Source organism: Brevibacillus brevis, assembly GCF_031583145.1.
GTDB lineage: Bacteria > Bacillota > Bacilli > Brevibacillales > Brevibacillaceae > Brevibacillus > Brevibacillus brevis_E.
In genome coordinates this window covers 5,160,838-5,183,680 of sequence record NZ_CP134050.1, presented here as the reverse complement: position 1 = coordinate 5,183,680, position 22,843 = coordinate 5,160,838, and the positions used below count along the sequence as shown (strand labels likewise).

Sequence of the window (22,843 nt, the reverse complement as noted above, 5' to 3'; positions counted from 1 at the left end):
TTCGGCAAAACATTGAATATAAGTGATAGGAAATGCAGGGAAAAATTTCAAACTAATCAGAAAACATTGGTCAATCCGCTTCAAATCAGGTACAATGAGAAGACCATTCCTTTTTCCATCAATTGATTGGTATGTTTTGCGGGTAGAGAGTTCTGTGGATCGTGCGCTACAATTGCTGATACAGACAGAGTGTCGGCCAGACGATATTGGTTTGGCGAAGAAGGAGGGAGACAATATGAGTTATTGCTGTGGTGCCGGAATGGTAGGATCGATCGGGTCTGTCCGTCATTATAAAACGCTGGTGCATAACGTCCCCATCATGTTTTGTCCTGTATGCGACAGAATCGAAGTCCATCCCGCTATTGAGGGAGAGTACGAAATTTTAGTAGAATATGCTCAAGGAGATCAGGCACCCGAAGTGGACTTTGCCGATTTTGTGAGTGTTGACAATACAACCGAGTTGTTTGAGAATTGTACCATGACGGATGAAGCGGCTAGCTTCGCCGACGTGCTGAAGCAACAGATCGACATTTCGCTGGATCTGCTCGGCATCGCCAAGGAATTGAAAGACGAGGAATGGCGCGAAGCCTTGATGATTCGTTTGAAACGGCTGAGCGAACGGTTGAAGCAGTACAACAAAAGAAAGCAAATGTCGCAAAAAAGCGCGTGACCGTAAGTTGACGTGGGAGGCAGTGTGAATGTTTCATTTGAAAGGCGTTCATCACATCGCACTGAATTGTAGCGATGTTGTGAAGGTAGCTCATTTTTTTAAAGACATATTGGAAGTTCCCATCCCGGAAGAGAATATAGTGGAAGGAGCGCCTGTCTACTTTCAAATCGGCACATACACACGGCTCGGTCTTCATCCATTCAATGGGGACGATGGCAAGGGCGGAGTGGGGCAAGTCGATCACATCGCTTTTTCGGTGACGAGCCGCGCAGAGCTGGACTATCTGGTCGACAAGCTGGAAGCGGAAAACATCTGTTACAGAGGCCCCATTACTCGTCCGACCAGCTTTAATCTCTATTTTGAGACACCGGATGGACATCATTTAGAGGTTCGGCTGGACAAAGACGAGTTTGATGAATAGCAAAGGATCGCGTATGCGAAAAGCTTCCGCCCACATCGGCGGAAGTTTTTTTGTGCAGATAGGAAAGTATAAGGGCAACCGCGGTTCCGGCAAAAAGCATGGCAGCCAGGTTTTCGAATAGAAAAATTCGCATGTCGAGAGAAAGTGGTCCGCAATGACAGGACACGACAGCGCCTCCCAAGTGTCGTCAAAGGATTCGACCCTCCGCTGCACGAACCCAATCAGAAGAGAGGGGTGGGCGATTATGGTCGGGATAGGAGGACTGCTGGCAGGGGTAGCGGAGAGGCTGCAGCGCAAAGCGCATTTGCGGCCGATGACGGCAGGCTGGGAAAAGCGGGTCGGGATCGTGGCGGTGGATACGGACCTAAGGTGGCAGCTCACGTTTTCACAGGGGAGCGCTTCCTGCGAAGAATGGACGGGGGAACCGGCCGATTTGGTGTTGCAAGGAAAGGAAATGGATGTGCGAATGCTCCTGGAAGGAGACGAGCTGCTGTATGCGAGCGCCAGGCAGCGGGTACGGATCGCAGGGACGCTGCGCGATCAGCTCAAGCTGGATGCGATTTTGCGCCTCACCAGCAAGTGAGCCCGCGGCATTGTGCTATAATGGAAAGAAAGGAAAGAAACAGGGAGGCGCGGGCGATGTCCACGACAATGTCATTGAAACAAGCGGTACGTACTCGTGAGTCGGCGATTGCCGAAACATTCCGTCATTTGCATGCAAATCCGGAGATCAGCTGGAAGGAAGTCCATACGACGCGCTATCTGGCGGAAAGGATGCGCGCACTCGGTCTGCGCGTCACGACCTTTGACGATTGTACAGGCTTGGTGGCGGAGTGGGGAGAAGGCAAGCCAGTGGTGGGACTGCGCACGGATATCGACGCGCTGTGGCAGGAAGTGGACGGAGAATGGAAAGCCAACCATTCCTGCGGGCATGATGCGCATATGACGCTGATCGTAGAAGCGGTAGAGGCGTTGATCGCATCCGGGTACCAGCCTCCGGGCAAAGTGAAGATCTTGTTTCAGCCTGCGGAAGAAAAAGGCACAGGCGCTTTGAAGTTCGTGGAAAAGGGTGTCGTGGACGACATCGATTACCTGTACGGCGTGCATCTGCGACCGATTCAGGAAACGAGGGGAGGCACAGCCGGACCCGCGATCTACAATGGAGCAGCCATGTTTTTGTACGGCGAAATTACCGGAGTGTCCGCGCACGGCGCTCGTCCGCATCTGGGCATCAATGCTATCGAGGCTGCCAGCGCCATCGTCACGGGAATCGGGCAAGTCCATACCGACCCGACCGTGCCGGCGACTGTCAAGATGACGATGCTGCAGGCGGGAGGGGAGAGCTACAATATCATCCCGGACAAGGCTCGTTTTGCACTGGACCTGCGGGCACAAACCAACCAGGCCATGGACGATCTGCTGAGAAGGGTGCGCCAGGTGATCGAAGGCGTCGCCCTCACGTATCAAGCGCAGATCGACGTGCAGGAAGGCTCTCGCATGGTAGCAGCCGAAGTGCATGACGAAGCCAAGCAACTGATGGAGCAAGCCATCATCGACGTGCTGGGGCCGGACAACCTGCGTCCAGCTCCTGTAAGTCCAGGCGCCGAGGATTTCCATTACTATACGGTGATGAGGCCGCAGATCAAGGCGACGATGCTCGCGCTCGGCTGCGACCTGACTCCGGGATTGCACCATCCGCACATGCAGTTTGATCGGTCTGCTCTGGTCCAGGGTGTGGAAATTTTGGCAAACGTGGTCGTCCGGACATTCGCTTCCGTGTGAAGAAGATGATACAAAATCGTGACAGTCTTAGCCCGGTACCTTTTGGTGCCGGGATTTTTATGGTATGCTCGGTTCACCCGTTTTTCCCGCCCAGCATTTCACTGCCGCGGCTTCGTCTTTGGCCGAGAAGAAAAGTGAGTCCTTGGGAATCCTAGATTCAGTGCTTCCTAAGCGGTTATTCACACATTCTCCAAAACCGAGACTAAAATTATGTAGCTTATTTAGCTAAATGTGATATACTAATTACAAATTGAACGACAATTAGAAAGTCACAAATGGATATACATTTTGGGAAGGAGATCGTTCACTCATGGAAACCAACACAGTTCACAAGCTTGCTGACATTCTGGCAACGGCTACGGTGCACAACAACCTGCCAGTTGCGAAGCTCGTAGAAATGGCAGTGAAGCGCGGCGAAGGGGTTTTGACCGACAAAGGGGCGCTCAATGCGCTGACAGGCAAGTTTACAGGCCGTTCGCCAAAGGACAAATTTGTGGTGGACGAAGCTTCCGTACACGATAAAATCAACTGGGGTCCCGTCAACCAACCAATCTCCCCGGAAAAATTCCAGCTGTTGCAGCAAGACGTGTTCGAATACCTGCAAGGAAAAGAACTGTTTGTGTTTGACGGCTTTGCTGGCGCGGATCAGACGTATCGGTTGCCGATCCGCGTCGTGAACGAATATGCTTGGCACAATCTGTTCGCCCGCCAGCTGTTCATCCGTCCGAGCGAAGAAGAACTGGCGAACCACGAAGCGGAATTCACCGTAGTATATGCACCGAACTTCAAAGCAAACCCGGCTGTTCACGGAACGAACTCTGAAACGTTCATCGTCCTGAGCTTCGAGCACAAAACCGTGTTGATCGGCGGTACCGAGTATGCGGGCGAAATGAAAAAATCGATCTTCAGCGTCATGAACTTCATGCTGCCTGAACGCAATGTCTTGTCCATGCACTGCTCGGCAAACGTCGGCCAAGAAGGGGACGTAGCCCTGTTCTTCGGCCTTTCCGGCACAGGAAAAACGACTCTGTCCGCTGACCCGAACCGCTTCCTGATCGGTGACGACGAGCACGGCTGGTCCGACAATGGCGTGTTCAATATCGAAGGCGGATGCTATGCAAAGTGCATCAAGCTCTCGGAAGAAGGCGAACCGCAAATCTGGAACGCGATTCAGTTCGGGACCGTTCTGGAAAACGTAGACGTAGACAGCGATACCCGCAAAGCAGACTACGACAGCGATAAGTATACGGAGAATACTCGTGCGGCATACCCGGTCGACATGATCTCGGGCGCCGTCATCCCAGGCGTAGCAGGGCAGCCAAATGTGATTGTCTTCCTGACCGCTGATTCGTTCGGCGTACTGCCTCCGATCTCCAAGCTGACCAAGGAACAGGCGATGTATCACTTCCTGTCCGGCTACACCAGCAAAATGGCAGGGACAGAGCGCGGCATCACCGCTCCGCAAACCGAGTTCTCCACCTGCTTCGGCGCACCGTTCCTGCCGCTGCACCCTGTAGTGTACGCGGAAATGCTCGGCAAGAAGATCGACGAGCGCAACGTCCAGGTCTACCTCGTAAACACGGGCTGGACTGGCGGCCCGGTGGGCGTAGGAAGCCGCATGAAGCTGTCCTACACGCGTGCCATGGTGACAGCAGCTTTGAACGGTGATTTGGCGAAGGTGAATTACGAGACAGATGCGACATTCGGCGTGCAAGTGCCGACGACTTGCCCGAATGTGCCTGCAGAAGTGCTGCTGCCGCGCAACACATGGGCAGACAAGGAAGCGTACGACAAGCAAGCTGCAGATTTGGCAAGCCGCTTCATCGAAAACTTCCAAAAGAAATTCCCGAATGCGACCGATATCGCAAAAGCGGGTCCGAAAGCGTAAGCAGACGGCTGGCGTGAGCAGAAAAGCCAGATCAGGAACGGCTAGACAAAGATGTCTAGCCGTTTTTTTATGCGCATCGTACGGCCGTGTTCAGGTCCTGAATGGAGCGTTACCGCCGGGAGGGTCAATGGTGTGCTTCTTTTTAAAAAAATCCCTATAATAGAGAAAAAACATTGGTTTAGTCTCTATATTTGACACATCCCAGGTGCGGGACTATAATTTTGGGGCACAAAACTTCCGGCGCTCGGAAAGCTTTTTTGCTTCGGGAAATCGTGGTGGTGATACCGGTGAAAAATGAAGTGGGCACATTGAAGAAGGGGCTGGATGTTTTCATGCTCATCCTCGAACGCCCGAATCTGTCCATTCAGGAAATCATTGATACGTTGAAGATTAACAGGAGTACGACCTATCGTCTGATCCACACGCTCGAACAGCAGCAATTCATCGCCAGAAACGCAAACAACCGGTACGAGGTAGCGGAATCGCTGAGAATCAAGCTGCTGGGCGAGAGAGTGGCGCCGTCTTTTGAAATGGATTGGATTGCGGTGCCGCAGCTCCTCGCGCTCAGCAAAAAGACGGACGAGACAGTCTTTTGCGGCGTGATCAGCGGGACGGAGATGGTCACCACCCATGTGATCGACGGCCATTACGCCGCTCGCACACATGCGAAGATAGGAGATCGCCATTCGCTGCATCACGACGCCATCGGCAAGTGCATCCTCGCCTTTCAGCCTGCAAAAAGGCAGGAGTGGGTGCTGGACCGTATCGAGCTGACGCCGAAAACGAGCCGGACCATTGTCACTCGCGAGGCTTTTGCCGCCGAGCTGGAGAGGATCAGAGCGGCGGGCTATGCGGAGGATGACGAGGAAGGCGAGATCGGCCTTCGCTGTATCGCCGCTCCCATCCGCAAGCACGGTGCGGTCATCGCCGCTATCGCCATCTCGGGTCCTTCCTTGCGCGTGAGCAAGGAAAAAGACGTCTACCATAGCCGACTCGTCAAAGAATGCGCAGAAAGCATCTCCCGCCAGCTTTCGCTGGAGGGTGCAGTCCTGCGGGCAGATGAGTAGACGGTTCGACGGTTTCCCGGATGGAAGCGAGAGCGCCAGAAAGGGTAGGAACCAAACATGGAATCATTGCAGACCATGCCGAGAACGGCTGCGAAAAAGGAGCGCTTTCCCCTTTCGCTCTTTTCGCTGACAGCAGGTGCATTTGCGATCGGCATGACGGAGTTTGTCATCATGGGGCTTCTGCCCAATGTGGCGCACGATTTGGACGTCACCATCGCCCAGGCGGGGCAGTTGATCACGAGCTACGCGCTCGGGGTAGCGATCGGTGCTCCCATTTTGGCGGTAGTGACTCATCGCCTGCCGCAAAAGCTGCTTCTCTGCCTGCTCATGGTGCTGTTCATCATCGGGAACACCGTGGCGGCACTGGCGCCGAACTATGCAGTATTGATGGGGGCACGGCTGTTCACGGCACTCGCCCACGGCACCTTTTTTGGTGTCGGCTCGGTGATTGCCTCCAATCTGGTGGCACCCCATCGGAGAGCTGCGGCTGTCTCCATGATGATGGCGGGATTGACTGTGGCGAATATCATCGGGGTCCCGTTTGGCACTTACATCGGCCAGCACTTGGGCTGGAGAGCTTCGTTCGGAGCGGTTGTGGCGATGGGAATCATTTCGCTCCTCGGAATCGCCGTACTCATTCCGGCCATTCGCCAGGATCAGTCATCCAGTCTCGTGAGGCAGTTTCGCGCGCTGATTCAGCCCAAGCTGCTGCTCGTCCTGGGCACGGGAGCGATCGGCTGCAGCAGCCTCTTTTTGGTCTTTACCTACATCGCCCCCATTCTGATCCAGGTGACGGGCTTTGCCGAGCATAGCGTGGCCTGGATTCTGGTGCTGTTTGGCTTCGGCGTCACGTTCGGCAATATTTTGGGCGGTCGGCTGGCGGACTGGAAGCTGATGCCGACGATGATCGGCACCTTCGCTTTGCTTGTAGTCGTGCTGGTGATCCTGGGGCTCGTCGAGCGGATCCCGGCGGCGACCGTACTGATGATCTTCATCTGGGGCGTGGCGGCGTTTTGCGTGCTGCCCGGCTTGCAGGTGCGGATCATGACGCTGGCAAAGGACGCCCCTGCGCTCGCATCCACATCCAACCATTCCGCTCTCAATCTCGGCAATGCCGGCGGGGCTTTCCTGGGCGGACTGGTCATTACGCATGTCGGACTGGCGGAGCTTCCGTGGTTTGGCGCGCTGCTGTCTTTATGCGGATTGCTTTTGTCCCTGGTCAGTCTGGCCTGGGACAGGAAGACGGGGGAGCCGCAAGCCTAGCGGTTGGCCGCGCCAATGTATCCTTGCGAGAAATGAAAAGTAGGAAGCGCTGCAAAGAGTCGTCGGAGCAATCCGGCGGCTCTTTTTTTTCAGGAAGCTTATTTCGTCGAAAAACATCTTCGCTCTTTCTATCATTTTGAATAATAAAAAGTGGTGAATAAAAATAAAATATTTTATAATTCAATAAGGGATGGAAAAAGGAGGGAATTCATTGGAACAAGTTGTGACGTGGTTGAACGATTTGATTTGGAGCCAGGCACTGATCTATTTGTGTCTGGGAGCCGGCCTGTTTTATTCGATTGCCACCCGATTTCTCCAGGTCCGTCAAATGAAGGACATGATCACCCTCATGTTTGACGGAAAGAGCTCCGATGCCGGCGTTTCGTCTTTTCAGGCGTTGTCGATGGCGCTGTCGGGGCGGGTCGGCACGGGCAATATCGCCGGAGTGGCCACCGCCATTGCGTTCGGGGGACCGGGAGCGGTCTTCTGGATGTGGGTCATGGCTTTTCTCGGATCGGCCTCGGGCTTTGTCGAGGCGACGCTGGGACAAGTCTACAAAACCAAGCATGACGGGCAGTTCCGCGGCGGACCGGCGTACTACATCGAAAAAGGGCTCAAGGCCAAATGGTACGCGGTCTTGTTTGCCATCGTGACTGTGATCGCCACCGGCATCCTTCTTCCCGGCGTTCAGGCCAACAGCATAGCCTCCGGGATGGAGAGCGCTTTTGGCATCAATCCGTGGGTGACGGGAATCGTTCTGGCGCTGATCCTGGGCGCCATCATCTTCGGCGGGGTCAAACGCATCGCAAACGTGGCGCAAATCGTCGTCCCTTTCATGGCGCTGGGGTATATCCTGATCGCCTTGCTGATTGTTTTCCTCAACATCTCAGAGCTTCCAGGCATGATTGCTCTCATTTTTAATAGTGCGTTTGGGACGGAGGCAGCGTTTGGGGGAATCCTCGGTTCCGCCATCATGTGGGGAGTAAAGCGGGGGATCTATTCGAATGAGGCGGGCCAAGGGACAGCTCCGCACGCTGCGGCTGCCGCAGAAGTGTCCCACCCGGCCAAGCAAGGGATTGTGCAGGCGTTTTCGGTGTACGTCGATACGCTGTTCGTCTGTTCGGCCACGGCTTTCATGATCTTGATCACGGGCATGTACAATGTGACCCCGGAAGGAGCCGAGCCGATCGTTCAGAAGCTGGGGAATGTCGAACCCGGTCCGATCTACACGCAGCTGGCCGTCGAATCCGTACTTCCGGGCTTCGGTTCGCCGTTCGTCGCGATTGCGCTGCTGTTTTTCGCCTTTACGACGATCATGGCTTACTATTATATGGCGGAGACCAACCTGACCTATCTGAACGGCAAGGCGAAGCGCGTGTGGACAGAGTACGTCTTGAAACTGTTCATGATGGCGATGGTCGTATACGGCAGCGTGAAATCCGCCAGCCTGGCCTGGACGCTGGGGGATATCGGCGTCGGCAGCATGGCGTGGCTCAACGTGATCGCCATCCTGCTGCTCACCAAGCCGGCACTGCGCGTCCTCAAGGATTACGAGGCGCAAAAGCGGGAAGGCAAGGACCCTGTCTTTGATCCGGTGAAAGCAGGGGTGCCGGATGCCGACTTCTGGGAAAAGGAATACGTGCATCCCGAGGCGGACGACGTGAAGCTCAGAAAGAGCGGCGCGTAGCAGAATAGACAAAATTATTTTCCAGTAGAAAGAAGCTGGTGTCTCGTGGCGCGACGTGTGCGCTTCGGGACGCCTTTTTTGGCTTTTGCGGCCGTCTCGGCTGCCTGCAGGCTGCCAAATTGTACCTCACGGGTCATTTCACGCATTTTTCTCTTGTGTGCGTGCAGAGTTCTGGCGAAAATAGAATGATGGAATTCGCTCGGATTTCCGGACGTGCAGGGAAGGTATTGGCAGTCGCACGTGGGGGAAAAATGTTCCAGAAGGGAGGGAGAGTTCAGGCGTTTCACAGTCGCCAAACCCTGACTTTCTAAATATAATGATTTAAAAATTACAGATATGTTTCATTCCTTGATTTATAATTATTCTTATTATAAGATGGGTATTGAGAATGGATTGAGAATTAACCCACTCACTTCTGACGTTTATGGAGGGAATTCAGATGACAGCAGTACCGCATTTGCAAATAAAAAACCTTCGCGCCAAGATCGAGGACAAAGAAATCCTCAAAGGTATGAACCTCGAGATCAAGGGCGGAGAAATCCACGCCATCATGGGACCAAACGGAACCGGTAAATCCACGCTGGCTTCCACACTGATGGGTCACCCGAAATACGAGGTAACCGCCGGCGAAGTGCTGATCAACGGGGAAGACTTGCTGGAAATGAGCGTAGACGAGCGTGCACGTGCAGGCCTGTTCCTCGCGATGCAATACCCGTCCGAAATCAGCGGTGTAACCAACTCCGACTTCCTGCGCTCCGCAATCAACGCGCGCCGCGGCGAAGGCAACGAAATTTCCCTGATGAAGTTCATCCGCGAGATGGACAAGAAAATGAGCACGCTGGAAATGGATGATTCGTTCGCTCACCGTTACCTGAACGAAGGCTTCTCCGGCGGGGAGAAAAAGCGCAACGAGATCCTGCAAATGATGCTTCTCGAACCAACCTTCTGTATCCTCGACGAAATCGACTCCGGTCTCGACATCGATGCGCTGAAAGTGGTTGCGAACGGCGTCAACGAAATGCGTTCCGCTGACCGCGGTTTCTTGATCATCACGCACTACCAGCGTTTGCTGAACTACGTGAAGCCTGACTTCGTACACGTCATGATGCAGGGTCGTATCGTGAAGTCCGGTGGTCCTGAGCTGGCTGAGCGCCTCGAGGCGGAAGGCTACGACTGGATCAAGGAAGAGCTCGGCATCGAGGACGAAACCGTAAACGCCAACGTGTAGGAAGAAGGAGGCAGCAGTGAAATGAGTGTGGATGTACAGCTCCGCTTCGACTCCGAAGCGATCACCGAGTACTCCAAAGCCAATCAGGAGCCTGTCTGGTTCCTGGAAAAGCGCCTCGCCGGCCTGAAGGCGGCGGGAGAGCTGCAACTGCCCGCTTTGGAGAAAACGAAAATAGATAAATGGAACACAACCGAGTTCGATCCGTTCCAGACTGTTGCCAAAGCGGCGACAGCAGGGGAACTGAGCGACGTGGTCAAAGGTCAAATCGACGTCGACAGCGTAAAAAACCTGTTGGTGCAAAAGAACGCTTCGCTTGTGTTCGAAGCCGTTTCCGAAGAGCTGAAGAGCAAGGGCGTCATCTTTGCGCCTTTTGCAAAAGCGCTGGTGGAGCATGCCGACCTGGTAAAAAAATACGTTGGGGAAGTCGTTAAGTACGACGAGCACAAGCTGACAGCCCTGCACACAGCAGTGGTGAACGGCGGGGTGTTCCTGTACGTTCCGAAAAACGTGGAGATCGACGAGCCGCTGCAGGCTGTCTTTGAAGTAGCGGGAGATCACGCGCTGCTGAGCCCGCACGTGCTGATCGTGGCTGAAGCAAACAGCAAGGTGAACTACGTGGATACGTTCGTTTCCGGCGAAGGTACGAGCATGGTGGCCAACAGTGTCGTGGAAGTGTTCGTAGGTGCCGGGGCATCTGTGCAGGTAGCTTCTGTTCGCTCCCTGTCCGCCGAAGTGCACGATTACAGCTTCCGCCGCGCCACTGTAGACCGCGACGGAAAAATGGAGTGGATCCTGGGTGAGATGAACGACGGCAACACCGTTGCGAACAACACCACGATCCTTCAAGGAACAGGCTCCACAGCCGAAACCAAATCCATTTCCGTAGGAACGGGCTCCCAACGCCAAAACCTGACTTCCCAGGTGCAGCACATCGGTACCAACTCCGAATCCGACATGGTCAGCAAGGCCGTTATGACCGGAGAGGCAGTCAGCATTTTGAACGGTATCACCAAAATCGAAAAAGGCGCTACAAAAGCGAACGGCGTGCAGGCTGAGAACATCCTGATGTTGAGCGAAAAAGCTCGCGGAGACGCCAACCCGATCCTGCTGATCGACGAGGACGATGTCAAAGCGGGTCACGCGGCTTCTGTCGGACGCGTGAGCGAAGAGTCCCTCTACTATCTGATGTCTCGCGGCATTACCCGCCAAAATGCGGAACGCCTGATCATTCTGGGCTTCCTCGATCCGGTCGTGGCACAGATCCCGGTTGAAGAAGTGAAGAACAGGCTCCGCCAAGCGCTCGAAAGGAAGTTAGGCTAATGGACGCCAAGGAGCTTCGGAAATATTTTCCCATCCTTCACCAAGAGGTCAACGGACATCCGCTTGTCTATCTCGACAACGGGGCGACTTCTCAAAAGCCGATTCCGGTCATGGAAGCGATGGATAAATACTATAAGGCTTACAACTCCAACGTTCACCGCGGTGTGCACACCTTGGGCAACATGGCGACGGATGCATACGAAGGAGCGCGCGAGAAGGTTCGCGCGTTTATCAATGCACGCGAAGCCGCCGAGGTGGTATTCACCCGCGGAACGACGTCGGCGATCAATACCGTGGCGTACGGCTACGCTCGCGCGGTTCTGAAGCCGGGTGACGAGATCGTGACTACGGTCGTGGAGCATCATGCCAATTTCATTCCTTGGCAGCAAGCAGCCAAGGCGACCGGAGCTACCTTCAAGTTCATTCCGCTGGCGGAGGACGGTACCGTCACGCTGGAGGCCGTGAAAGCGACCATTACGGACAATACCAAGCTCGTCGCGATCCACCATATTTCCAACGTACTTGGGGATACTACTCCGATCAAGGAAATCGCGAAGATCGCGCACCAGCATGGCGCGCTCCTGCTGGTTGACGGCGCGCAAGGCGCTCCGCACAAAAAAATCGACGTCCAGGATCTGGATTGCGACTTCTACACGTTTTCCGCCCACAAGATGGCAGGCCCGACCGGTATCGGCGTCCTCTACGGCAAACGCGAGGTGCTGGAGCGAGTGGAGCCGATGGAATTCGGCGGCGAGATGATCGACTTTGTGGAACTGTACGATTCCACCTGGAAGGAGCTGCCCTGGAAGTTTGAGGGGGGGACTCCGATTATCGCCGGCGCTATTGGTCTCGGAGCCGCGATCGACTTTTTGAACGAGATCGGCATGGAAAACATCGAGCGCCATGAAAAGCACCTCGTGAAGTACGCGATGGAGCAAATGCGCGAGATCGAAGGATTGACGATTTACGGCCCGCAGGAGGACCGCAGCAGTTTAATAACATTCAATCTGGCTTCGGTGCATCCGCATGACCTGGCAACTGTGCTGGACAGCTACGGCATTGCAGTCCGGGCCGGCCATCACTGCGCACAGCCGCTGATGCGTTGGCTGAATTGTACCGCTACTGCACGGGCCAGCTTCTACCTGTACAATACGGAGGAAGACGCAGATGCACTGGTGGCGGGATTGAAGAAGACGAAGGAGTATTTCGGCAATGTCTTCTCTTGATGATCTTTACCGCCGCGTCATTATGGACCACTACCAAAAACCGCGCAACCGCGGAAAGCTGGAAGAATCCGAAGGACTCATTGTGAATCTGAACAATCCGACCTGTGGCGACAGCATTTCGCTCTCCCTGAAAGTCGAGGAGGGCAAGGTGGTGGACGCGAAATTCCTGGGCGAGGGCTGCTCGATCAGCATGTCCTCCGCATCGATGATGACGGATGCCGTGAAGGGCAAGTCGGTGGAGGAAGCTCTCCAACTCGCCCACGCGTTCTCGGATCTGATGCAGGGCAAGGAGATCGACGATTCGCTGGATCTGGGCGATATCGAAGCCCTGTCCGGCGTCGCCAAGTTCCCGGCCCGTATCAAGTGTGCGACTCTGTCCTGGAAAGCTTTGGAGCAAGGCATCAAACAGGCCGAGCAGGAATAGCGTTTCATGTATACGATTGAAAAAGGAGTGAGCAACGATGGCTAAAAAAGCCCCTGAAATACAGGATTACCAGTACGGGTTTCACGATAAGGACGTATCCGTATTCCGTACGAAAAAGGGTCTGACCCGCGAAATCGTCGAAGAAATTTCGCGTATCAAGGACGAGCCAGCATGGATGCTGGAATTCCGTTTGAAGGCTCTGGACATTTTCAACAGCCTCCCAATGCCGAAATGGGGCGGCGATCTGGACGACCTCGACTTCGACAGCATCACCTACTACGTCAAGCCGTCCGAAAAACAAGGACGCAGCTGGGATGAAGTGCCTGAGGAAATCAAAGCGACCTTTGACAAACTGGGGATTCCGGAAGCGGAGCAAAAATTCCTCGCCGGCGTATCCGCTCAGTACGAATCGGAAGTCGTGTACCACAACATGCAGGAAGACCTCGAAAAGCTGGGCGTCCTGTTCTGCGATATGGACTCCGCAGTGAAGCTGTACCCGGAGATCGTGAAGGAATACTTCTCCACGGTCATTCCTCCGGCAGACAACAAGTTTGCTGCCCTGAACTCGGCAGTATGGTCCGGCGGTTCCTTCATTTACGTACCAAAAGGCGTAAAAGTAGAAACTCCGCTGCAAGCGTACTTCCGCATCAACTCCGAGAACATGGGTCAATTCGAGCGCACGCTGATCATCGCGGATGAAGACTCCTTCGTGCACTATGTAGAAGGTTGTACTGCTCCGATCTACAGCACAGACTCCCTGCACTCCGCAGTAGTAGAGATCATCGTAAAAGAGCGTGCTCGCTGCCGTTACACGACGATCCAAAACTGGTCCAACAACGTATACAACCTCGTAACTAAACGCGCGGTTGCTTACGCGGATGCGAACATGGAATGGATCGACGGCAACATCGGTTCCAAGCTGACGATGAAATATCCGGCGGTCATCATGAAAGGCCCACGCGCAAAAGGTACGGTTCTCTCCATCGCTGTAGCAGGAAAAGGACAGCACCAGGACGCAGGCGCCAAAATGATCCACCTGGCACCGGATTGCACGTCCACCATTATTTCCAAGTCCATCTCTCGCGATGGCGGAAAAGTAACCTATCGCGGCCTGTCGCAGTTTGGACGCAAGTCGGAAGGCTCCAAGTCCAACATCAAGTGCGATACGCTGATTCTCGATAAACTGTCCACGTCCGACACGATCCCGTACAACGAGATCATGAACGACAACATCACCTTGGAACACGAAGCGACTGTTTCCAAAGTGTCCGAGGACCAACTGTTCTACCTGATGAGCCGCGGTCTGTCCGAAGCGGAAGCGACCGAGATGATCGTCATGGGCTTCATCGAGCCGTTCACCAAAGAACTGCCGATGGAATATGCGGTTGAGATGAACCGTCTGATCAAGTTCGAGATGGAGGGAAGTATCGGTTAACCCTTGCACCACAAGGGTTTCCGGGCTTCAAAAATGGGCTTGCCCCCATTTTGCCCCCTAAATTTTGACGTATCGCTCGTAAAGGGATAGCGAATCGTCCTCAATTTTCTTGGTAACATGTAAATACGTGTCTGCAGTGACTTTTCACTCGGACACGTATTTTATTTTTATCTGGCTCAAGAGGTTGGCTTGGGCATTCATGAAGGACGAAGGCAAGCCCTTGTTAGCGGCCTGAGTTGTGCATCATTTTGGATAGATGTTTGGAACTCACAAAAGCTCCCTGGAATAATCCAAGGAGCTTTTGCTGATTCTGTGGATTTGAATTGAGGTAGATCCCGTTGGTCGTGCATAAAAGTTGTAATAAGCTTGCGGAAGAAAGATCCCCAAGATAAACGGAGTAGCATAGACCGTTTGACCAAAGTACAGTCTTTATACTGGGGAAAATGAAACACGTAGAGATTTTATCACGCAGCGTTAATCTAACAAGCAGATCGATTTCATCCAGTCTGTTACTATCGACAAAGCTATACCAATCGTCCAGATCCTTGGGCTTGGTCTTCTGAATAATTTGATCTAACAGATTGATTTCGTTAGGAGTTAGTGGCTGTTTGATGTAGGCAATCTCTTTATCGTGTAAATTTGTATAGATGGTAACCTTGCTTTTTGCCCAAAGTCGATAAAACAGTTCTACGTATCGTTGCTCTTCTTGTAAAAAGCGTTGCTCAGTGATAGGTCCTTGCCTTGTATGGTCGAAATAGATTTCCAATTCACCCATGACTTCTTTAAGTAATAGGCCTGCCTTTTCAAGTGTAGCAACCGATCCTTACTGATAACTTTTTCTAGGGTGTCGGGGATTTTGGCGTAGCTATACCCAAATCCAGCATATAATTTAGGTTCTTTATTAGGCAAGAGTATCTAGACTTGAGTAAGTCAATGTTAATCCTGCGTTGACTCGGTATAAACGCAAGGTGTCCTTTTCAATCGAATGGGTGCGACATAGAACAAAGGCCACCTTCCCAATTCAGGGAAGGCGGCCATTCGCTTTGCTACTCTTTAAAAGGTCAATGCTTGTTGGAGGCAAGAGCTTTTCGATCAATCGCCTGAGGGGGCTGCTCCAGCCAACCATTGTCAATCAAGATATTCGATCCATCCTCGACGTAATTCCCCACTTCCACGAGAAAACGAGCGTACTTCGTTACCACATCATGCCTTGCGCACATGGAAATGGCATTTCCATAAGCTCTTATTCGAACGGCATACATGTCTAATTTATGAAAAAGCATTAATCGATCGGAAAAGGGGGCAGTTGTGGAGGTTGTCACCAGCTGATCAATAATGGAAGGAGAGGTTAAGCCCTCATCCTGCATAATGCTGCGGAACGTGTCGTAATGGCTGGTGGCTATTTCGATCCCGCGCCGAAAATACGCCTTTGCCTGGTTTGACGTTGCGACTTGGCTAAAGCCGATCAAAACCGCTTTGCTGGTCGCATTATTTTCCAAGTTATCGTACAGGTGTGTGATCTCCAGAGCTTGCAGCGGCCTGACTCGACCAAAAAAACCATTGTGATAGCTGTGTTTCTCGATAAAATCCACTGTTTCCGGATAAGGAATGTAGGGCGGCTTGATTAAGAGCCCCTTTTTTAGCATGACAGTGGTTGCCTGATTAATGAGATCGACCGTCTGATCGATGCATTGAGTAAAGAACTGTCGAATATCAGCTCTGGTTACCAACGGAATGGCGATCCCGTATAGACTTATTCCCGCCTTCGCAACATACTTCAAGTAGTGAAGGTAAAAGTCATCTTCGAACAGTCGCGGAGCGGCAATATCCACATCCTCTTTTGTGAATCCTGTGGGGATCGGGTAGTTTTCTCGAGCGAAGATTTCCTTGATCGTTTGTAAAAACTGTTCGGACAGATGCAATGTGCTCTGCAAAACATGCTTGATTTCTTGATCTTCCACATGATTTATCATATAACTCAACACGCAAACGGACATGGTATTTCCTACATACGTAGCCCAAAGCTTGCCTTGCTCGGCGGACGTCAATTTATCATTCTGATGTTGATCCAGGATATGGGGTTGTTCCTTTGGACTCATCTGTTCATCCATTATGGTCTCCACAAAAGTCCCTCCGTCCAACGGTTATTTTCCTTTAGATTCTCACCAGGAAAGCCCTGAAATATGCTGCTTATTTATGGATAGTTGGGAGCATGATTTGTTTTAAACAAGAACTTCAATACATTCCCGATGAGAATACCGAGAAAGCACCCCGCCATCGGTAACCAAACAGGACCCAGCAGGAATCCAAAAATCCGAAGCTGGGAGGAATAAATAACGCCGATGGTTGCAAAAAAGGCTGCGAAAGCAAAGGGGAAAACCGAGTAAGAAGGAATATCTCCTGAAAAGGTATCCCGGTATGCGTCATACATGGCAAACATGTACAAGCATGGATAAAACATCAGCCACTGATAATCCGTTATTTCAACGGCTATTGGAATATCTCCTTGAAAACTAGCAATGATAATTTGATTGAGATGAGACTTCTGATTGATGATGAATTCAAGACCAAGTAAGGTCAAACCTTTTAAAAACTTTCCGTTTAAAAACTGACCAAATCCCGGCAGAGCAATACTCCACAATATTTTTTCAATTGCTGCACTTTTAATCAATGTTCCTTCCCTGCCCTTGATTGTATGAAATACCCAGGTGAAGGTGTAAAGCTTCACCTCCCTCTGTATAGGATGCCAAAATGGATATGTTTTATTTTTGGAAAAAAAGGACTGACGTATGGTTGAATTCATATCGAGACAGGATCGGGCAATAAATAGGGCCTCTAACCCGGGAAGGGAGAGAGGCCCTACTTTTCAGAAAGCATGCGATGAAGTGGCGACTTGGCGAAGCGGATTGCGCTTCCGGGTATTCATTGTGATCCGTTATCTGCGGGCACATGGATTTCTTTTACACGCGATATTTTCGCAGGTTGACCACACACTTGACCAGGGCAACGATATCCTTAACAGGATGCGCGTGCCCTCAAATTAGATATAGAAATGCAACCGGCTTATGTCAGATGTTGTATAATTTCGAAGAGGGGGAAAAGCCGTTGCGAGCATGAGTGAACGAGCTGGCCGGATGGATTTCCCGCAATGTAGAGAATCGCTGATGGTAAAAAACGGCGAGGTCAGTTCAAAATCTCTTCCTTCTTCACGAACTGATTGTCCGAAAGCTGATAAAATTTGACCCCGACCAGCTTTCGGTTTTTGTAGATTTTTTCGGTCAATGTCTTGTCGGCTTCGTTGTAATACAGATTGAAGCCGGTTTCCTTTTCCGCTTCGTCCAATTGCTGGGTGAATACCATTTTGACGGTGTTTTGTACTTTATCCAGCTGGTACAGGTTGATGTGAGCCTGGGTTTTGCCGTCTTTGTTTCCGTATTCGACCATAAAGAACTGGTTGGTGTGAACCATCCGCGTCACCGGATACAGGACCTGCCCCGGTCCTGTCACATTGGGGAGAGACAGCACCTTATGATTGACCGAGTTTACGAGATTGTTCGCTCCGACGATCGTGTAGTACACGTAGTCCAAGGGGTAGTTGGCATGGCCGATCATTCCTTCGAACTTCACGTTTTGCTCGACTCGGTCCAGGCTCTCGAATCGGACGGCGGGCGACTTGGTGAGCGGGTCGCTGTTCGTCCAGGACTGGCCGACGCCGAGCATATTGGCAACCGTGGCGACGGGGGCGTATACGTTTCCTTTATAGATGAATGGCTCCGCCTTGGTATCGATCGGGGTACCGTTTACGATCAGTCTGATATTGGAAAAACTCACGGTGACCGCCTCGGTCGCCTTCTTGGCGAGGGCAGTCCCGCCGGACATCATTCCGGCCGTGAACAAGAGGGCCCCTGCCAACGTTCCAAAGATCATTTTCCGTGTCGGTTTCAAGTGAATCGCTCCTTTCGTGACAAACATGGAATGGATAATAATCAGTTAGACGCGTCTGCATCTGGAAAAGTTTCAATCTTTTGGGGAGCGAGGCGCAGCTTTGTTTGCCCATTTTCGCTTATCCGCTCATTTCGACAATGCAAGGCAAGGAGTTTACATATGCTAGTAGTGAATCAATTGTTGGAGCATTGCAGCCGCGCCTTTGGCAGCAGCGGGGAACTGTATTGCACGGAGGAGGCCGATACGCTGATCGCCGTGTATCCGCCGGACAGAAGCCGTGGCTGGTGGACCTACGCTACGCTGGAGCTGCACCGGACAGGAGCGACCGAATGTCTGCTGTACTCGTACCGCTTCGAGAGGGAGCTGATTGCCCACTTGGCACGAGTGGCGCAGCAGATCAAGGAAACGTGGGAGCGGAAGAGGGAGCGTCTGGTGCCGGGAGACATTTTTCCGCTCTCGGCGCCGATCCAGGAGGAATCGAGTTTGGATTTTGTCATTGCGACACCGGCCGACTACGAAGAGGCAGGTTTTGATTACTTTACCAACGGCGTAGACGTCATTCGCATGATGATGCTGCACGCCATCGCGCCGTCGGAGGCTTTGTTTGCGCAAAAACACGGGCTGGCCGCACTGGAAGAGCTATTTGCCCGTGCCGAAGTCAATTCTTTGGACTTCATGCGTACCCCTGCGATATGAGAAGGGAGGAAGCGGGATGAGTACGGTTCGGATGCGAGTGACCGTGGTGGTCGTACATCAGGGCCATATCTTGCTGATCCGGGAAAAGGCAGGATACAGCCTTCCCGGCGGCAATGTCGAATACCTAGAGTCCATCAAGGACGCTGCGAGACGGGAAGTGTGGGAGGAAACGGGACTGCTTGTGGAGATGGATCGCCTGCTCTGGGTGGACGAGAGGATCGACCCGACGGGGGATGGAAAGCACGTCGTGGGGATTGCCGTGATGGCCAACTTGATTGGCGAGGATACGACGCCGATACCCGGAGGCATGGAGGACGAACACATCGAATGGGCAGGCTGGGTCTCCCTTGCCGATTGGAGAACGCTGCCGGAATATGCGGGGTCGCGTCAGGACCAGGTGATTCGGGCGCTGGAAGACCATCATTACAAGCCGGAGTACTTGGGCAACATGCTTGGGGGCAGGAAGCAGCCATGAAGGAAGCGCTGCTGCAGGAAGTATGGAAGCAGGCGCCGGGACTTGAGGGGCACTTGTGCTATCTGGCTTTTGCCGGCAGCCACAGCTACGGAACGAGCACGGATGCGAGTGACATCGACTTGCGCGGCATCGCCTTTGCCCCGGAAGAAGCGGTCTTCGGCCTGCAAGCGTACGAACAGACAATGCTCGTGCAGCCGGATACGGTCGTGTATGGGTTGAACAAGTACGTCCGTCTGGCCGTGAAAGGCAATCCCAACATCGTGGAGATGCTGTACGTGGAGCCCAAGCACGTCCTGTATGCGTCTGACGCTGGGGAAGAGCTGAGGTCTCATCGGGGGCTTTTTCTCTCGAGGAGGCTGTACCACTCATACGGAGGCTATGCGATCCGCAATCTGCGCAAACTGGCTCGGATTCGGGAGCAGTACGATGCGAAAGACGCGCATCACCTGATCCGCTTGCTGCAAATGGGGCGGGAACTGCTGGAAACGGGTGAACTGCAGGTGCTCAGGCCCAACGCGGAGGAACTCAAGTCGATCAAGCGGGGAGAGTGGAGCGCGGAAGATTTGCTGGCCTATGCGGAAGATCTGTTCGCCAAGATGACGTCGGCCTGGGAAACTTCTTCGCTGCCTGACGATGTGGATGTGGATGCTGTACAGCGTTTGACGATCCGCCTGAACCGGGCGTTTTACGGGTGAGCGAACGTATCTGCTCGACTCCCAAAGCAGTGCAGACTCGGACAGTGAGCTGCACTGCTTTGACTTTTTGCGGTCCTGGCTGCCTGATAGGTTCGTGTCTGGCAGTTCCCGTAGTTTGCAAGTCTCCTCCGTCAGATGCCAGGCTCGTAGGAGGTGATAGGGATGTCGTCGTATTCCTCGGGATCGAGATCGTAGACGCTGCCGGTCGCTACGCCATTGAGGATCCCATACAGTCCCGTCTCCACCGCTTTGACCAGCTGCCCCTTTTTCTTTTGGCCCATGCTTTGGGTTTGGCCGCGCACTTCGAACAGCACCGTCCCGCTGCCATTGAGAGCAAAAGCTCCCAGCGCGGTTCCGGGAAGATCGATCTTTTGATCGTAGAAGCTGATATTGCCGAAGGGAGAGCTGCCCATCGATTGGAGGGCATGATAGGCGGCAAGGTTGAGCTGCCTGGAAAAGTCGTAATGATAGTTCTCCGCATACTCGGCGTACTTGGCGCCTGCCGGACTATTCGGATCCGCCACAAAACGGCCTGACAAAGACAGGGTCACCACGTCGTCGGTGCCCTCCACGTAATAGAACGGACCTTGGTGGTGAAGGTCTATGTAAACATCGACTTGTCCGAATTCATCTCGCAGCGATTGGTAGACGTCGCGTACCGTTTGGGCTTCCGGCGTGATGAACCAGCCCGGTTTCGAAGACCCTCCCGGGAAATCAGCGGCTTTTGGGGTATAATTCAGGTCGGGATTGTAGTCGCGATTGACGTCAAACCCCGGCCTTTCGGCATAGTTGTCGCCCTGGCGAGGGGTGGTGTAGTAATTCCATGCTGGCTTCGCATCGGCGAGCTCAGGGAAAGCCGATACCACCTCGTCCCACGTCATGTCATTGCCTCGGCGATCCAGGAAAGCGGCGTCCGGGTTCATCATCGGCATGGCGACGAGTGTGATCTCCTTGCGAATCTTCTTTGCCTCCGCAGAGTTGCTGGAGCCGAGGTATTGGAGGATGCTGACGAGCGCCTCGGTGCCGGTGGGCTCGTTTCCATGAATCTGGCTGGTAATGAAAACGACCTTTTCTCCGGTTCCAACGGTTGCTTTGTAGATCTCCCGCCCCTGGTTGGAGTGGCCTGCCACTTCGAGCCTGACCTGGCCCTGGCTGCTGCGCTCGATCTTTTTCAGCTTCTCTGCCAATTGGTGATAGCTTAAAAAGCCGGAAATCGAGTAGTTCTGCTGATCAGGTGCCCCGGGAGACGGTGTGCCCGCGGCAATGACCGGCGAGACGAGACTTGCCATCAAAAGCAGGGCTCCCGCGATCGTACAAGCTTTCTTCATCATCATTCCTCCGCATCTGTGGAAAATGGTGGTAGACAACATATAAATCATAGTTGATGAGATAGAAGGGAGGGAATGGTTATAAGGCATCATTTTTCTGTAAATTAAAAATATTAAAAAAGTACTATGGCAAACGGACCTCTCTGGACTCTATGATTGTGACAGCTTTACTAGAAAATCCTGAGGAGGTCTTTGCATGAAAAAACAATGGGCGGTGCTATCACTGGCAGGATTCATCGCGTTGAGCGGCGGGATGGCGGCGGCCCTCCCGGCAAGCGCAACGGGAGAAGGGCCCGGCTACGGCGGAAATGAAACGATTCAGACTCAGATTCTACATACATACCAAGAGATGGTCGATTATTTGAAAACGCAGGACGAAAAACAGAAAGCGATGGAATTGGAGGTCATCGGGCAGACTGTCAAAGGGCGAGATATTTATTTGGCAAAGTATATAAAGGATGAGAATAATCCCACGGTGCTTTTCCTGACGCAGCAGCATGGAAACGAGCAGCTGACGACCGAGGGTGCGCTGGAGTTTATCAAGCACTTGGGAACGAACAAGACCAAGGGTGTTCTCGATCGTGTCAACATCCTCATCGTCCCCATGCTGAATGCGGATGGCGCCATGGGAGATGTGAACTTTTCCCTGGACGACTACATTGCCTCGGGCAGGCATTTGACCCGGTACAACGCCGTGGGAACGGACCTGAACCGCGACCATGTGGCCAAACTGCAGCCGGAGACGCAGGCTCTGCATGAAAAGGTGCTCGGCAAGTACCGCATCGATTACATGATCGATTTGCATCATCAGGGAACGCAAAGCGAAGTGAACGGCAAGCTGGTGTCCGGCTCGATCCTGTACCCGACCAATGAAGGCGTAGCCTCGGAAGTGGTGGAAAAATCGAAGCGGTTGGGAGCCGTCGTCTACGGTTCTATCGACTCGAAAGGCTGGGGCCACATCGGGAAGTACGACGGGGGATCTGCATTGACCATCGGCCGAAACGGCATCGCCGATGAATACGGGATCGCCACGCTGCTCTTTGAGATGCGGGGGATGTCCGATCACTACGCGGAGTCGGCTGTCCTCGGCCAGAAAAGCAACGGGTACTTGATCAAGCAAACCATTACCACGCTCGATGCGACGGTGCGGGCTATTGCCGACAGATCGATAGAGTCTGCCGACACCAGCTTTTGGGATACTCTCCCGGTGCAGAAGAGCAGAAGCAGCAACGCAGAAGAAGGGGAATAAGCGCAGAAGAAGAACACCGGGGAGCATCGCCTCCGCCGGTGTTC

22 protein-coding genes are annotated in these 22,843 nt (G+C 53.1%); 17 read left to right on the top strand and 5 right to left on the bottom strand.

Annotation, left to right across the window (positions count from 1 at the left end):
• The first annotated feature begins 235 nt into the window (after positions 1-235).
• The 13 genes from RGB73_RS25700 to sufB all read left to right on the top strand — a co-directional run bounded on the left by RGB73_RS25700 (position 236) and on the right by sufB (position 14,411).
• Positions 236-670, top strand: coding sequence for a hypothetical protein (locus tag RGB73_RS25700; RefSeq protein ID WP_310765894.1), 435 nt, complete (start codon positions 236-238; stop codon positions 668-670).
• Between the two features lie 28 nt (positions 671-698).
• Complete coding sequence (locus tag RGB73_RS25695) at positions 699-1,091, top strand: VOC family protein (RefSeq protein ID WP_310765892.1); 393 nt, start codon at positions 699-701, stop codon at positions 1,089-1,091.
• A gap of 244 nt (positions 1,092-1,335) precedes the next feature.
• The gene (locus RGB73_RS25690) at positions 1,336-1,674 is read left to right on the top strand and encodes an SCP-2 sterol transfer family protein (RefSeq protein WP_310765890.1); all 339 of its coding nucleotides are present in this window, start codon (positions 1,336-1,338) and stop codon (positions 1,672-1,674) included.
• Between the two features lie 56 nt (positions 1,675-1,730).
• Entirely contained in the window at positions 1,731-2,873 is a 1,143-nt protein-coding gene (locus RGB73_RS25685) for a M20 peptidase aminoacylase family protein (RefSeq protein ID WP_310765888.1), read from the top strand.
• 310 nt (positions 2,874-3,183) lie between these two features.
• Positions 3,184-4,761, top strand: coding sequence for a phosphoenolpyruvate carboxykinase (ATP) (gene pckA, locus RGB73_RS25680; RefSeq protein WP_310765886.1), 1,578 nt, complete (start codon positions 3,184-3,186; stop codon positions 4,759-4,761).
• 287 nt (positions 4,762-5,048) lie between these two features.
• Positions 5,049-5,828 (top strand): IclR family transcriptional regulator, encoded by a 780-nt coding sequence (locus RGB73_RS25675; RefSeq protein ID WP_310765884.1) that lies wholly within the window; start codon positions 5,049-5,051, stop codon positions 5,826-5,828.
• A gap of 57 nt (positions 5,829-5,885) precedes the next feature.
• Positions 5,886-7,091 carry an MFS transporter gene (locus tag RGB73_RS25670; RefSeq protein WP_310765882.1) on the top strand — a complete coding sequence of 402 codons (1,206 nt, stop codon included), beginning with the start codon at positions 5,886-5,888 and terminating at the stop codon, positions 7,089-7,091.
• Between the two features lie 211 nt (positions 7,092-7,302).
• Complete coding sequence (locus tag RGB73_RS25665; protein ID WP_310765880.1) at positions 7,303-8,778, top strand: alanine/glycine:cation symporter family protein; 1,476 nt, start codon at positions 7,303-7,305, stop codon at positions 8,776-8,778.
• Between the two features lie 439 nt (positions 8,779-9,217).
• Positions 9,218-10,006 carry a Fe-S cluster assembly ATPase SufC gene (gene sufC, locus RGB73_RS25660; RefSeq protein WP_310765878.1) on the top strand — a complete coding sequence of 263 codons (789 nt, stop codon included), beginning with the start codon at positions 9,218-9,220 and terminating at the stop codon, positions 10,004-10,006.
• 21 nt (positions 10,007-10,027) lie between these two features.
• Entirely contained in the window at positions 10,028-11,326 is a 1,299-nt protein-coding gene (gene sufD / locus RGB73_RS25655) for a Fe-S cluster assembly protein SufD (RefSeq protein WP_310765876.1), read from the top strand.
• Positions 11,326-12,552 carry a cysteine desulfurase gene (locus RGB73_RS25650; protein WP_310765874.1) on the top strand — a complete coding sequence of 409 codons (1,227 nt, stop codon included), beginning with the start codon at positions 11,326-11,328 and terminating at the stop codon, positions 12,550-12,552. Before sufD ends, RGB73_RS25650 begins: the two co-directional genes overlap by 1 nt.
• Positions 12,539-12,976, top strand: coding sequence for a Fe-S cluster assembly sulfur transfer protein SufU (gene sufU, locus RGB73_RS25645; protein WP_310765872.1), 438 nt, complete (start codon positions 12,539-12,541; stop codon positions 12,974-12,976). The genes RGB73_RS25650 and sufU overlap by 14 nt, the downstream gene beginning before the upstream one ends.
• 37 nt (positions 12,977-13,013) lie before the next feature.
• Positions 13,014-14,411 (top strand): Fe-S cluster assembly protein SufB, encoded by a 1,398-nt coding sequence (sufB, locus tag RGB73_RS25640; protein ID WP_310765870.1) that lies wholly within the window; start codon positions 13,014-13,016, stop codon positions 14,409-14,411.
• Between the two features lie 223 nt (positions 14,412-14,634).
• On the opposite strand, the gene RGB73_RS25635 is transcribed toward sufB, so the two are convergent.
• The 4 genes from RGB73_RS25635 to RGB73_RS25620 all read right to left on the bottom strand — a co-directional run bounded on the left by RGB73_RS25635 (position 14,635) and on the right by RGB73_RS25620 (position 18,356).
• A complete protein-coding gene (locus RGB73_RS25635; RefSeq protein WP_310765868.1) occupies positions 14,635-15,186 on the bottom strand; it encodes a hypothetical protein in 552 nt (183 codons plus the stop codon).
• Positions 15,187-15,472: 286 nt separating this feature from the next.
• Entirely contained in the window at positions 15,473-16,522 is a 1,050-nt protein-coding gene (locus RGB73_RS25630) for a DUF3231 family protein (RefSeq protein WP_310765866.1), read from the bottom strand.
• 83 nt (positions 16,523-16,605) lie between these two features.
• Positions 16,606-17,082 (bottom strand): hypothetical protein, encoded by a 477-nt coding sequence (locus tag RGB73_RS25625; RefSeq protein ID WP_310765863.1) that lies wholly within the window; start codon positions 17,080-17,082, stop codon positions 16,606-16,608.
• A 512-nt stretch (positions 17,083-17,594) separates the two neighbouring features.
• Positions 17,595-18,356: a stalk domain-containing protein gene (locus RGB73_RS25620; protein WP_310765861.1), complete on the bottom strand. Its 762-nt coding sequence runs from the start codon at positions 18,354-18,356 to the stop codon at positions 17,595-17,597.
• Between the two features lie 159 nt (positions 18,357-18,515).
• Here RGB73_RS25620 and RGB73_RS25615 point away from each other — a divergent pair, with 159 nt between their 5' ends.
• The 3 genes from RGB73_RS25615 to RGB73_RS25605 are packed head-to-tail and all read left to right on the top strand — an operon-like array spanning position 18,516 to position 20,222.
• The gene (locus RGB73_RS25615) at positions 18,516-19,052 is read left to right on the top strand and encodes a suppressor of fused domain protein (protein WP_310765860.1); all 537 of its coding nucleotides are present in this window, start codon (positions 18,516-18,518) and stop codon (positions 19,050-19,052) included.
• A gap of 16 nt (positions 19,053-19,068) precedes the next feature.
• Positions 19,069-19,527: an NUDIX hydrolase gene (locus tag RGB73_RS25610; RefSeq protein ID WP_310765858.1), complete on the top strand. Its 459-nt coding sequence runs from the start codon at positions 19,069-19,071 to the stop codon at positions 19,525-19,527.
• Positions 19,524-20,222 (top strand): nucleotidyltransferase domain-containing protein, encoded by a 699-nt coding sequence (locus RGB73_RS25605; protein WP_310765856.1) that lies wholly within the window; start codon positions 19,524-19,526, stop codon positions 20,220-20,222. Before RGB73_RS25610 ends, RGB73_RS25605 begins: the two co-directional genes overlap by 4 nt.
• A gap of 131 nt (positions 20,223-20,353) precedes the next feature.
• On the opposite strand, the gene RGB73_RS25600 is transcribed toward RGB73_RS25605, so the two are convergent.
• Positions 20,354-21,553, bottom strand: coding sequence for a M14 family zinc carboxypeptidase (locus RGB73_RS25600; protein ID WP_310774550.1), 1,200 nt, complete (start codon positions 21,551-21,553; stop codon positions 20,354-20,356).
• Positions 21,554-21,746: 193 nt separating this feature from the next.
• On the opposite strand from RGB73_RS25600, the gene RGB73_RS25595 reads away from it, so the two are divergent.
• On the top strand, positions 21,747-22,799 hold the full coding sequence (locus RGB73_RS25595) for a M14 family zinc carboxypeptidase (protein WP_310765854.1): 1,053 nt from the start codon (positions 21,747-21,749) through the stop codon (positions 22,797-22,799).
• Positions 22,800-22,843: the final 44 nt, after the last annotated feature.